This is a genomic window from Achromobacter sp. 1L-A-4-B-C2 (assembly GCF_057291955.1).
Genome location: NZ_JBXAWP010000002.1, coordinates 903,649 through 915,642, shown reverse-complemented (window position 1 = coordinate 915,642; position 11,994 = coordinate 903,649). Strand labels below are relative to the sequence as shown.

Genomic DNA, 11,994 nt, shown 5'->3' with positions numbered 1-11,994 from the left:
CAAGCATGCTGGACCCGGCCATCCTTTTCTCGTCGGTGCTGAACGGCCTGACGACCGGCGCGGTGTACGCGCTGATCGCCCTGGGGCTGACCCTGATCTACGGGGTGCTGCACATCATCAATTTCGCCCACGGCGCCGCGCTGATGGTGGCGCTGTACGCCGTCTATCTGCTTAAGGACCGGCTGGGTATCGACCCGTATGCCGCGCTGCCCCTGGTGGTGGCGGGCATGTTCGGGCTGGGCTATGCGCTACAGCGCTTCGTCATCAACCGGGCCAGCCATGGCAAGGACGAGAACATCCTGCTGGTGACGCTGGGCCTGGCCATTGTGCTGGAGAACCTGGCGCTGGTGTGGTTCAAGTCCGACACGCGCAGCATCGACACCGCCTACACCCTGTCCACGGTTGAAATCGGCCCGGCCATGATCGCGCTGCCCAAGGTCATTGTGTTCTTCGGCGCGCTGGCGGTGGCGGCGGTGCTGTTCTGGATCATCCGCGGCACCGACCTGGGCCGCGCCATCCGCGCGGTGGCGCGCGAAAAGCAGGGCGCCAAGCTGATGGGCATCGACGTGGAAAAAGTCTATGCGCTGTCGTTCGGCATCGGCATGGCCTGCCTGGGCGCGGCGGCCTGTTTCCTGCTGCCGGCCTATTACGTGAACCCGCAGGTGGGCAGCGGCTTCGTGCTGGTGGCCTTCACGATCGTGGTGTTGGGCGGCATGGGCAGCTTCGTGGGGGCGCTGGTGGGCGGGCTATTGATCGGCGTGGTGGAATCCATCGGCGGCCTGTTCCTGGGCGATTCGTTAGGCCAGATGGGCATCTTCGCGATCTTTATCGCGGTGCTGCTGTTTCGCCCGCAGGGGCTGTTCGGGGCGAGGGGCTGAACATGAATAGGGATCTTTGCGCCATCGCGCTGTTCGGCCTTGCGTTGGCCGCCTTGGCAACGTTTGCGCAGTCGGGCGTGCTGCTGACGTTCGTGATGATGTCGCTGTACGCCGCGCTGCTGTCGCAGGCCTGGAACATTCTGGGCGGGTATGGCGGGCAGCTGTCGTTCGGCCATGCGCTGTTCTTCGGCGTGGGCGCTTATGCGCAAGCGCTGGGGCAATTGAACTTCGGCATCAATCCGTGGCTGGCGTTGCCGGTGGCGATTGCACTGGGTGCGCTGGTCGGCCTGGCGGTGGGCGGGCTGACGTTTCGCTACGGCCTGAAGGGGTCTTACTTTGCCCTGGTGACGCTGGCGTTTGCCGAAGTGTTTCGCATCCTGGCCTTGTCCGCGTCCTTCACGGGCGGTGGAGTGGGGCTGATGGTGCCGTTGCAAGAGGGCGCGGCAAACATGCAGTTTGCGTCGCGCCGGGGCTACATCTATCTGCTGCTGGCGTTTGTGGTGCTGGCGTTGCTGGTGACGGCGTGGCTGCGGCACTCGCGCTTTGGCGCGTACTTGCAAGCGGTGCGCGACAACGAAGACGCCGCGCGGGCCATCGGCGTGAACCCCTTGCGGGTGAAGCTGGGCGGCATTGCACTGTCGGCGGCGTTCATGAGCGCGGCGGGCGCGTTCTATGTGCAGGTGTTCCAGTACATCGACCCGGGCATCGCCTTCGGTTCCGCCGTATCGGTGGAAGCGCTGGTGGGGGCCATCGTAGGCGGCATGGGCACGTTGTGGGGGCCGGTGCTGGGCGCCGTCGCCCTGCATGGGCTGGCCGACCTGACGCGCAATCTGTTTGGTGAATTGCCCGGCATCAGCATGGTGATCTACGGCGTGGTGCTGATTCTGATCGTGATGTTCCTGCCGCGCGGCATCAGTGGCAGCGGCCAATCGTTGGGCCGGCTGTTCGGCAAGGAGCGCGCCCGTGCCTGACATCCTTTTGCAAGCCAGCAATCTCTCGATTTCGTTCGGCGGCCTGAAGGCCGTTCAGGACGTGAACCTGGCCGTGCCCGAGGGCTCGTTGACCGCGCTGGTCGGCCCCAACGGCGCAGGCAAGACCACGCTGTTTGCGCTGCTGTCCGGCTTTTTGAAACCGGGCGCCGGGTCGGTGCGCTTTGCCGGGCAAGACATCACCGGACGCGCACCGCATGAATCCGCGCAGCTGGGCCTGACCCGCACTTTCCAGATCGTGCAGCCGTTCGGTGCGCAGACGGTGCGGCAGAACATTGCCGTGGGCGCGCATCTGCGCCTGCGCGATCGGCGCGCCGCCCTGGCCGCCGCCGAAGACGTGGCCGCGCGCGTGAACCTGCACAAGGTGCTGGACAAGCCCGCCGCCGACTTGACCGTGGCCGGGCGCAAGCGGCTGGAACTGGCCCGCGCGCTGGCCACGCGCCCGCGCCTGCTGCTGCTGGACGAAGTGCTGGCCGGCCTGAATCCAAGCGAGATCGACGAGATGATTCCGGTGGTGAAAAAGCTGGTGGACGATGGCGTTACCGTGTTGATGATCGAACACGTGATGCGCGCGGTGATGAGCCTGGCCGAACACGTGTGGGTGCTGGCGCAGGGGCGTTTGATTGCGTCCGGTACGCCGGGCGAAGTCACCCGCGACCCGACGGTGGTGGAGGCCTACCTGGGGCATGGCGCGGCCGCGCGGCTGGCCGCACAAGGGGCGCCGGCATGAGCGCGCTGCTTGAAGTGACCGGCTTGCGGGCGGGCTACGGGCGCATGGAAGTGCTGCGCGGCGTGGACCTGGCGGTGGGCGAAGGGGAAATCGTCGTCCTGCTGGGCAGCAACGGCGCCGGCAAATCCACGTTGAACAACACCGTCTGCGGGCTGTGCAAGCCCTGGGGCGGGTCGGTGCGTTTTGACGGTCACGACCTGACCGGCAGGCACTACCGTGACGTGGTGCGCGCCGGGCTTATCCAGGTCCCTGAAGGCCGCCGCATTTTTCCCAACCTTAGCGTGCGCGAAAACCTGGAACTGGGTTCGTTCACCCGGGCGCGCGAGCATCGCACGGCCAACCTGGACAAGGTGCTGGATATTTTTCCGCGCCTGCGCGAACGGCTGGCGCAGCTGGCCGGCACCATGTCGGGTGGTGAGCAGCAGATGCTGGCGATCGGACGCGGGCTGATGGCCGAACCGCGCCTGTTGATTCTGGACGAACCCTCGCTGGGCCTGTCGCCCTTGATGGTTGAAGAACTGTTCGGCCTGATCCAGCGCCTGCACACCGATGGGTTGGCAATTCTGCTGGTCGAGCAGAACGTGGGGCAATCGCTGGAAACCGGGCAGCGCGCCTATGTGATGGAAAACGGGGCGGTGCGCTATAGCGGATCGTGTGCGCAACTGATGGCCAGCGACGACGTGCGCCGGGCCTATCTGGGGATGTAGCGATGCCTGTTGTTGATCAAGCCCTCCGGCCCCAGGATTCACCGCAGCGCTCACCGCAGACCCTGGCCCAGAAGTTGATCGCCGCCGCCTGCGGACGTGCCTCGGTCCAGCAGGGCGAAATCGTGACCTGCGCCGTGGACCTGGCGATGTTCCATGACTCCAGCGGGCCGCGCCGCTTGCAGCCCATGCTGCAAGAGCTGGGCGCGTCGCTGTGGGACCCGAAGAAGATCGTGCTGGTCATCGACCACTACGTGCCCGAATCCGACGACGAATCGCGCCGCATCGTGCGCATTGCGCGCGACTGGGCGGCGGGGCAGCAACTGCCCAACGTGTATGACTCGGTTGGCATCTGCCATGTGGTCGTGCCGCAGCATGGCCACATCCGCCCCGGCATGTTCTGCGTGGGCGGGGATTCGCATTCGCCCACGGGCGGTGCGTTCGGCGCGTATATGTTCGGCATCGGCAGCACCGAAATGCTGGGCGTGGCCGTCACCGGCAAGATCTGGGTCAAGGTGCCGCAAACGTTGATGATGCGCTGGAACGGGCGGCTGGCCGCCGGCGTGACCGCCAAGGACATGATGCTGCACATGATCGGCCGCTACGGCATGAACGGCGGGCGCTACCAAGCCGTGGAGTTCTGCGGCGAGGCCGTGCGCGCGCTGCCCATGCAGGAACGCATGACCCTGTCCAACATGAGCGCCGAACTGGGCTCGCAGGTGGGCCTGATCGCGCCGGACGAGACCACGGCCGCCTACTTGCGCAAGGCGGGCGTGACCGACAGCCTGGACCTGGCGCGCTGGCAAAGCGACGCGGACGCCGACGCTGAATGGCACGACTTTGACGCGGCCTTGCTGGCGCCACAGGTGGCCGCGCCGCACAGCCCGGCGAACGCGCGCGACGTGGACCAGTACCGCGATGTGCCGGTGCAAGTGGCCTATATCGGCGCGTGCACGGGCGCCAAGCTTGAGGACCTGCGCGCCGCGGCCAGCGTCTTGCGCGGTCGCCGCCTGGCGCCGGGCATGAGCCTGATGGTGGCGCCGGCCAGCCGCCTGGACCAGCAACAGGCCGAACAGGAAGGCGTGATGCAAGTGCTGCAAGACGCCGGCGCAGAGGTGCTGGCCACGTCATGCGGGGCCTGTGCGGGCTATGGCGGGTCCATTCCCGACGGGGCCAGCGTCATCTCCACCACCGCGCGTAATTTCAAGGGCCGCATGGGCTCCGAGACGGCGCGGGTTTACCTGGCGTCGCCCTACACCGTGGCGGCCTCGGCCGTTGCCGGCCGCATTGCAGACCCGCGCGAGGTGATGGCATGACGGACCGCACTGCAACAACTTCCACCGCCGTCGAAGCCGGCGCGGGGCGGACCACGTCGACGCCCGCCACATCGACCCATCGCGTCTGGCGCGTGGGGGCCGATATCGACACCGACGCGCTGGCCCCAGGCGCCTACATGAAGTTCGGCATCGACGAAATCGCGCGCCACTGCCTGCAACGCGTCCGCCCGGAATTCGCGGCGCAGGTGCGGCCGGGCGACGTGTTGGTGGCCGGGCACAACTTCGGCATCGGCTCCTCGCGCGAGCAAGCCGCATCGGCGCTGGTGCGCCTGGGAGTGGCCGCCGTCATCGCCCCGTCTTTCAACGGCCTGTATTTTCGCAACGCCTTCAATGTCGGCCTGTTGCTGTTGACCTGCGCGCAGGCGGATGCGCTGGCCGACGGCGAACGCATCACGTTCGACCCCATCGCCGGGCGTATCGGCCGCGCCCAAGCCGCCGACCCCGCTGCATTGCCTTGCGAGCCCGTACCTGACTTCCTGATGGACATGGTGCGGGCCGGCGGGCTGCTGAATCTGCTGAAACAGCGCCAAACCTCCTAGGAAGAACACGATGCTAGATCCCGTCACCCTGGCGGTCCTGAAGGGCCGTCTGGAACAGATTGCCGATGAGATGGACGCGACGCTGTACCGCAGCGCGTTCAACCCCATCATTGCCGAGGCCCACGACGCCTGCCACGGCATGTACGACGCGGCCACGGGCGCTACGCTGATCCAGGGCAAGTCCGGCCTGCCGGTCTTCGTGGGCGCGATGGCGTTTGCCGTGAAGGCGGCGGCCAAGGTTGCGGCCGAACGCGGCGGCATGGTGGACGGCGACGTCTGGCTGTTCAATGACCCGTACGAAGGCGGCACGCACGCCAACGACTTCAAGCTGGTGCGCCCGGTGTTCCGCGACCAGAAGCTGTTCTGCTTTCTGGCGTCGGCCGCGCATTGGCACGACGTGGGCGGCGCGGTGCCGGGCAACTACAACCCGGCCGCCACCGAATGCTGGCAAGAGGCGGTGCAGATCCCGCCGGTGCGCATCGTGCGCGCGGGCGTGCTGGACCCGGACGTGCTGGCCATCCTGAAGGCCAACACCCGCTTGCCGGACAGCTTGTGGGGCGACCTGAACGGGCAACTGGCCGCGTTGGAGTTGGGCGCGGGGCGTCTGGACGGGCTGCTGGACGAATATGGCGACGCCACCGTGCTGGAGTCGCTGGACACCTTGCGCCAGCGTGCGCGTCGTTTGATGCGCGACCACATCGCGCGCCTGCCCGACGGCGACTACGCGTTCGAAGACATGCTGGACAACGACGGTGTGCGCGACGTGGCGCTGCGCATCGCGCTGAAGCTGTCGATCAATGGTGACCGGCTGACGCTGGACTTCAACGGCACGTCGCCCGCCTGCGCGGGGCCCGTCAATATCTCCCGCGCCACTGCCATCGCGGCGTGCTACGTGGCGCTGAAGCACCTGTTTCCCGACGTGCCGGCCAACGCGGGCGTGCTGGACGCGGTGGACGTGGTGTTGCCCGATGGCCTGGTCATCTCGGCCGACCGGCCGCGCCCGGTGGGCGGCTATACCGAAACCATCCTGCGCATGATCGACGTGATCTTCTGCGCGATGGCGCAAGCCGCCCCAGAGCGCGCGATGGCCCAGGCCTACGGCACGATCAATGCGCTGTCCATCGCGGGCTATCGCAGCGACGCGGCGCGCAAAGGGCAGCGCTGGGTGATGTTCAGCTTTTTCGGTGGCGGGCACGGCGGGCACGCCGATGGCGACGGGCTGAGCCACGGCAATGCGCCGATTTCCACCGCCACCATTCCACCGCTGGAGATCCTGGAAGCCGCCTATCCCGTCCGCTTCACGCAGTGGGCGCTGCGCCCGGATTCGGCGGGCGACGGCAAGCATCGCGGCGGGCTTGGCGCCATCTATGAAATCGAATTGCTGGAAGACAGCGCCGAAGCGTTCATCTTCGGGGAACGCGGGCGCAGCGCGCCCAAGGGCATCGCGGGCGGCGGCCAGGCCGCACTGAACGTGTTCCGGTATCAGCAGGACGGGCAATGGGCATCCCCGCCGATGAGTTCGAAGATGCTGGGCATTCAGCTACAGCGCGGCGACCGCGTGCGGCTGGAAACGCCGGGCGGTGGCGGCTACGGCGATCCTGCCGACCGCACGATGGCCGCGCGTGAACACGACCGCAAGATGGGCTATGTGGGCGATATCGCCGGCAACAAGAAGGAGCAGTTGGCATGAGCACGGCAGATCGGGGTTTCGTCCCAGGCAACAACGCGTCGCGGGGGCTCGTGGTGGGCGTGGACGTGGGCGGCACGTTCACGGACCTGTTCGTGCTGGACGAGGCAGGCGGCACGGCGCGCGTGGTCAAGGTACCGTCCACGCGCGGCGAAGAAGCGCGTGGCTTCATGAACGGCATTGCGCGCGTGGCCGACGGCGCGGGCGCCATCAACACCATCGTGCATGGCACCACCGTGGGCACCAACGCGCTGCTGGAACGCAAGGTGGCGCGCACCGGCATCATCACCACGGCGGGATTCCGCGACGTGCTGGAGATGCGCCGCCGCGACCGGCCTCAGACCTGGGGCCTGCGCGGCAATTACGAGCCGGTCGTCTCGCGCGACCTGCGCCTGGAAGTCAGCGAACGCGTGCTGGCCGACGGCACCGTGCATACGCCGGTGGACCTGGGCCAGGTCGAGGCCGCGGCGCGCGCGCTGCTGGAGCAGGGCTGCGAGGCCGTGTGCGTGTTCTTCGTCAACGCGTATGCGAACCCGGTGAACGAGGCGCAGGCGGTGGCGCGCGTGCGCGCGATTTGGCCCAACGCCAATGTCACGGCGGCCACCGAAGTGCTGCCCGAGATCCGCGAATTCGAACGCTGCTCGACGGCGGTGCTCAATGCCGCGTTGCAGCCGGTGGTGGGCAGTTATCTGACGCGATTGGAATCCGATTTGCGCGAGAACGGCTTTGACGGCGAGCTGCTGGTCGTGCAGAGCAATGGCGGCGTGATGTCGCGGCAGACGGCGTGCGACGTGCCGGTGCGCACCGCGCTGTCGGGCCCGGCGGCGGGCGTGATTGCATGCGCGGCGATTGCGCGCGCTTCCGGCTTTCCCAACGTCGTTACCGGCGACATGGGCGGCACCTCGTTCGATGTGTCGCTGGTGGCGGGCGGCGAGGCCTCGCTGTCGGCGCAGACGGTGATCGACTTCGGCATGGTGGTGCGCGCGCCGATGATCCAGATCGAGACCATCGGCGCGGGCGGCGGGTCGATCGCCAGCGTGGATGCGGGCGGCCTGTTGCAGGTGGGGCCGGAATCCGCGGGCAGCGTTCCGGGCCCGGCCTGCTATGGGCGCGGCAATACCCGGCCCACCGTTACCGACGCCAATGTGCTGCTGGGCCGCATCTCGGCCGAGCGGCCGTTGGGCGGCGGCCTGCTGGCCACCATGAACGTGGAGCTGGCGCGCGCGGCCATCGAAGAACATGTGGCCAAACCGCTGGGCCTGGAGGTGCACGCGGCCGCCGAGGCGATCCTGACGGTGGCCAACGCCAAGATGGCCGGCGCGATACGCGTGGTGTCCATCGAACGCGGCCACGATCCGCGCAAGTTCGCGTACATGCCCTTCGGCGGCGGTGGCGCCTTGCATGTGTGCGCCATGATGAATGAAGTGGACGCCGCGCACGGCATCGTGCCGCGCTACCCGGGCGTGACGTCCGCGCTGGGCTGCGTCATGGCCGACATGCGGCACGACGGCGTGCAGACCTTGAACACCGCGCTGGACGCGCTGGATACCGACGATCTGTTGGCGCGTATCGATGCCCTGGCCGCGGCCTGCCAGGAACGCCTGGATTCGGCGGGCGTGGCATTTGAAGGCGTGCGTGAAAGCATCGAACTGGACATGCTTTATGTGGGCCAAAGCCACACCGTCTGCGTGGAAGTCACGCGCGATGCATTGACCCGGCCAGGCATTGCAGCGGCCTTCGACCGCGCCTACCGCGCCGCATTCGGCCGCAGCTTGAGCGGCATCGCCGTGCGCATCCTGAACCTGCGCTATGCGCGGATCGGCCAACGCCCCAAATTCGATTTGTCGCTGCTGGCGCCCACCTGCCGCGACATGCCGGCCGCGCTGGGCACGCAGCGCGTGTTTCACGCGGGCCAGTGGCGCGACGCCGTGCGCTATGCGCGGCTGGACCTGCCGGTAGGCGCCGAGGTGGCCGGCCCGGCGATTCTTGAACAGCCCGACACCACCATCTGGATCGAACCGGGCTTTGCCGGCCGCGTCGACGCGTTGGGCAATTTGCTGATTACCCGGCAGGACGCCTAGGAGACAAGCATGCAGGTTCTGAACCCTAGTACCACCGCCTTGCTGGTGATCGATCTGCAAAACGATTTCCTGGCGCCCGGCGGCGCCTACGATCGGGGCGGCGCGGTCAGCCCACAGGCGCGGGCCTTGCCGGCCCGCGTGGCGCCCGTTGCCCGCGCGTTGAAGTTGCAAGGCGGCTTTGTGGCGGCCAGCCAGTTCACGCTGTGGCCCGACGCGCACGGCGAGCCCATGATCTCGCCGCATTTGAAGCAACTGCGTCCGTTCCTTGCCAAAGGCGATTTCGCGGCCGGCTCCACGGGGCAGGCCAATGTGGCCGAGCTGGACGGGTTGGTGGACGTGGCGGTGTGGAAGGTGGCGTATTCGGCCTTCTTCAACACGCAGCTGGATTGGGTGTTGCGCCGCGCGGGCATCTCCAGCGTGGTGATTGCGGGCATCGTCACCAACGGCGGCGTGGCCAGCACCGCCCGCGATGCGCACATGCGCGACTATCACGTGACCGTGCTGGCCGACGGCTGCGCCGCGCCCACGCCCGCCATGCACGATGCCGCGCTGGCGGACCTGCGCACGGTGGCGGACGTGATCACGTGCAAGGATTTCATCGGCAGGCTGGCGTCGTGAGCGCGGCTGTCGTCAAACGAGGAAAGCCCGGCGGCCCTTCGGACGCCGACATGATGCAGGTGCCGGTGCTGATCATCGGCGCGGGCGCTTGCGGGCTGACCGCCGCGCTGCGGCTGGCGCAGGCGGGCATTGAAACCGTGTTGATCGAACGCGACGCCGCGCCCAGTGGCTCGTCGGCGCTGTCCTCGGGGTTTATTCCGGCAGCGGGGTCGGCGGTGCAGCGCGCCGCCGGCATCGATGACGACGCGGCGCGTTTCGCCGCCGACATCCAGGCCAAGGCCCACGGCACGGCCGCGCCGCATCTGGTTGCCGCCTACACGGGCGCGGCGGCCCCCGCCATGGATATGTTGGCGCGACATGGCCTGGCGTTCGAGGTCCTGGACGGTTTTCTGTATCCGGGACACCGCGCGCGCCGCATGCATGCCTTGCCGGAACGCACGGGCGTGGCCTTGGTGACCGCGCTGGAACGCGCCGCCACGGCGGCGGGCGCGCATCTGTTGACGCGCGCGCTGGCCCGCGACATCTGGGTGGAAGCGGGCGAGGGCGACCGTGGCGGCGTGGACGCCGGCAGCCGCATCACCGCCGTGGGCTGCGAACGGCCGGACGGGTCCGTGGACGTGATCGGCTGCCAGGTGCTGATCCTGGCCTGCAACGGATTTGGCGGCAACGCGGCCATGGTGGCCGAACATTTGCCCGCCATGCGCGAGGCCGTCTACGGCGGCCACGTCGGCAACGACGGCAGCGCCATCGAATGGGGCAAGGCCCTGGGCGCACGCCTGGCCGATCTGGGCGCCTACCAGGGGCACGGGTCCTGGGCGACACCGCAAGGCGCGTTGATCTCCTGGGCCGTCATGATGGACGGCGGGGTGCAGATCAATCGCGATGGGCGGCGCTTTCATGACGAAACGCAGGGCTATTCCGAAGCCGCCGTGCATGTGTTGTCCCAGCCGGGCGGCGTGGCCTGGAACGTGTTCGACGACCGCACGCTGGCATTGGCACGTGGCTTTCCGGATTTTGTGGCGGCCGACGCGGGCCAAGCAGTGAAAACCTGTGCGGATCTGCCCGCCCTGGCGGCGCTGATCGGCTGCGATGCCGGCGTGTTGCAACAGACCTTGCAAGCCGTCGGCCCGGATGGGGCGGACCCCCATGGGCGCCGCTTTGAACGCACGCTGCAAGCGCCGTACCACGCCGTCAAGGTCACGGGCGCGCTGTTTCATACGCAAGGTGGCCTGGATATCGATGCGCAATGCCGCGTGTTGACCCGCGATGGGCGGCCGCTGCCGAATTTGCTGGCTGCCGGTGGCGCCGCGCGCGGCGTGTCGGGCAACGACGTGTCGGGCTATCTGTCCGGCAACGGATTGCTCAGTGCGGTGGCGGGCGGCTATATCGCCGCCGCGACCGCCGCATCGCTGCTGGGGCACGAACTTGTACAGGAACCCTCATGAAGCAAACCCTGAAAACGCAATTGGCAGCGGGCGCCGTGCTGGCCCCCGGCATCTACGACCCCCTGTCGGCGCTGATCGCCGAGCAGGCCGGGTTTGCCGCGCTGTACCTGTCGGGCGCTTCCATCGCCTACACCCGCTTGGGCCGTTCAGACATCGGCCTGACCACGTATTCCGAGGTCGAGGACACGCTGGCCCGGATCACCGAACGCGTCGCCACGCCGGTGATCGTGGATGCCGACACGGGCTTTGGCAACGCGTTGAACACGCAGCGCACCGTGCGCGGCTTCGAACGCGCGGGCGCTGCCATGATCCAGTTGGAAGACCAGACGTTTCCCAAACGCTGCGGGCATCTGGATGGCAAGGCGGTGATACCCGCGACCGAGATGTGCGGCAAGCTGCGCGCCGCCGTGGACGCGCGGGTGTCAGCGTCCACGCTGATACTGGCGCGCACCGACGCGGTGGCGGTTGAAGGGCTGGAGGCCGCGCTGGACCGCGCCGAGCGCTATCTTGAAGCCGGCGCCGACGCGCTGTTCATTGAAGCCTTGCGCACGCCAGAACAGATGCAGGCGGCCTGCGCCCGCTTTGCCGCGCGCGTGCCGCTGTTGGCCAATATGGTGGAAGGCGGCAAGACGCCGGTGCAAAGCGCGGACGCGCTGACCGCCCTGGGCTTTCGCATCGTCATCTTTCCCGGCGGCACGGCGCGCGCCGTGGCGCACACCTTGCAGGCTTACTACGGCAGCCTGCGCCAGCACGGCACGACTGCGCCATGGCAGGACCGGATGCTGGATTTTGACGGCTTGAACGCGGTGATCGGTACGCCTGAACTGCTGGAGCAGGGGCGACAGTACGAGGGCTAGGGCAACGGTAGGACACGAGCGCGGCCCGATCATAAATTCCCCCAAGCGCATCGCATTTCGCGAATCAATAGCGCTAAGATGGATTCGCTGCAACCGCCGGGCCAACTATCGTGCTGGCCAGGCAATCGC

11 protein-coding genes are annotated in these 11,994 nt (G+C 67.8%); all 11 read left to right on the top strand.

Annotated elements, in window-relative coordinates:
* Positions 1–5: 5 nt before the first annotated feature.
* Genes AC0Z35_RS11555 through AC0Z35_RS11505 form a run of 11 tightly spaced genes read left to right on the top strand, consistent with a single transcriptional unit; the run spans position 6 to position 11,865 of the window.
* Positions 6–878 carry a branched-chain amino acid ABC transporter permease gene (locus AC0Z35_RS11555; RefSeq protein WP_485131999.1) on the top strand — a complete coding sequence of 291 codons (873 nt, stop codon included), beginning with the start codon at positions 6–8 and terminating at the stop codon, positions 876–878.
* Positions 879–880: 2 nt separating this feature from the next.
* Positions 881–1,849: a branched-chain amino acid ABC transporter permease gene (locus tag AC0Z35_RS11550; protein WP_104144943.1), complete on the top strand. Its 969-nt coding sequence runs from the start codon at positions 881–883 to the stop codon at positions 1,847–1,849.
* Positions 1,842–2,597 (top strand): ABC transporter ATP-binding protein, encoded by a 756-nt coding sequence (locus AC0Z35_RS11545; protein WP_046806405.1) that lies wholly within the window; start codon positions 1,842–1,844, stop codon positions 2,595–2,597. The genes AC0Z35_RS11550 and AC0Z35_RS11545 overlap by 8 nt, the downstream gene beginning before the upstream one ends.
* Entirely contained in the window at positions 2,594–3,304 is a 711-nt protein-coding gene (locus AC0Z35_RS11540; RefSeq protein WP_104144944.1) for an ABC transporter ATP-binding protein, read from the top strand. Before AC0Z35_RS11545 ends, AC0Z35_RS11540 begins: the two co-directional genes overlap by 4 nt.
* Positions 3,305–3,306: 2 nt before the next feature.
* Positions 3,307–4,617, top strand: coding sequence for a 3-isopropylmalate dehydratase large subunit (locus AC0Z35_RS11535; RefSeq protein ID WP_120154943.1), 1,311 nt, complete (start codon positions 3,307–3,309; stop codon positions 4,615–4,617).
* Complete coding sequence (locus AC0Z35_RS11530; protein ID WP_485131998.1) at positions 4,614–5,177, top strand: LeuD/DmdB family oxidoreductase small subunit; 564 nt, start codon at positions 4,614–4,616, stop codon at positions 5,175–5,177. The genes AC0Z35_RS11535 and AC0Z35_RS11530 overlap by 4 nt, the downstream gene beginning before the upstream one ends.
* 10 nt (positions 5,178–5,187) lie before the next feature.
* Positions 5,188–6,867: a hydantoinase B/oxoprolinase family protein gene (locus AC0Z35_RS11525; RefSeq protein WP_485131997.1), complete on the top strand. Its 1,680-nt coding sequence runs from the start codon at positions 5,188–5,190 to the stop codon at positions 6,865–6,867.
* Positions 6,864–8,945 (top strand): hydantoinase/oxoprolinase family protein, encoded by a 2,082-nt coding sequence (locus AC0Z35_RS11520; protein WP_485131996.1) that lies wholly within the window; start codon positions 6,864–6,866, stop codon positions 8,943–8,945. Before AC0Z35_RS11525 ends, AC0Z35_RS11520 begins: the two co-directional genes overlap by 4 nt.
* Positions 8,946–8,954: 9 nt before the next feature.
* Positions 8,955–9,563 carry a cysteine hydrolase family protein gene (locus tag AC0Z35_RS11515; RefSeq protein ID WP_485131995.1) on the top strand — a complete coding sequence of 203 codons (609 nt, stop codon included), beginning with the start codon at positions 8,955–8,957 and terminating at the stop codon, positions 9,561–9,563.
* Positions 9,560–11,008: an FAD-dependent oxidoreductase gene (locus AC0Z35_RS11510; RefSeq protein WP_485131994.1), complete on the top strand. Its 1,449-nt coding sequence runs from the start codon at positions 9,560–9,562 to the stop codon at positions 11,006–11,008. Before AC0Z35_RS11515 ends, AC0Z35_RS11510 begins: the two co-directional genes overlap by 4 nt.
* A complete protein-coding gene (locus AC0Z35_RS11505; RefSeq protein ID WP_485131993.1) occupies positions 11,005–11,865 on the top strand; it encodes an isocitrate lyase/PEP mutase family protein in 861 nt (286 codons plus the stop codon). Before AC0Z35_RS11510 ends, AC0Z35_RS11505 begins: the two co-directional genes overlap by 4 nt.
* Positions 11,866–11,994 lie beyond the last annotated feature (129 nt).

Coding starts and splice junctions, on each gene's coding strand:
- AC0Z35_RS11555 (WP_485131999.1), top strand. CDS start 6: ATGCTGGACCCGGCCATCCTTTTCTCGTCGGTGCTGAACGGCCTGACG.
- AC0Z35_RS11505 (WP_485131993.1), top strand. CDS start 11,005: ATGAAGCAAACCCTGAAAACGCAATTGGCAGCGGGCGCCGTGCTGGCC.
- AC0Z35_RS11550 (WP_104144943.1), top strand. CDS start 881: ATGAATAGGGATCTTTGCGCCATCGCGCTGTTCGGCCTTGCGTTGGCC.
- AC0Z35_RS11540 (WP_104144944.1), top strand. CDS start 2,594: ATGAGCGCGCTGCTTGAAGTGACCGGCTTGCGGGCGGGCTACGGGCGC.
- AC0Z35_RS11520 (WP_485131996.1), top strand. CDS start 6,864: ATGAGCACGGCAGATCGGGGTTTCGTCCCAGGCAACAACGCGTCGCGG.
- AC0Z35_RS11535 (WP_120154943.1), top strand. CDS start 3,307: ATGCCTGTTGTTGATCAAGCCCTCCGGCCCCAGGATTCACCGCAGCGC.
- AC0Z35_RS11530 (WP_485131998.1), top strand. CDS start 4,614: ATGACGGACCGCACTGCAACAACTTCCACCGCCGTCGAAGCCGGCGCG.
- AC0Z35_RS11525 (WP_485131997.1), top strand. CDS start 5,188: ATGCTAGATCCCGTCACCCTGGCGGTCCTGAAGGGCCGTCTGGAACAG.
- AC0Z35_RS11515 (WP_485131995.1), top strand. CDS start 8,955: ATGCAGGTTCTGAACCCTAGTACCACCGCCTTGCTGGTGATCGATCTG.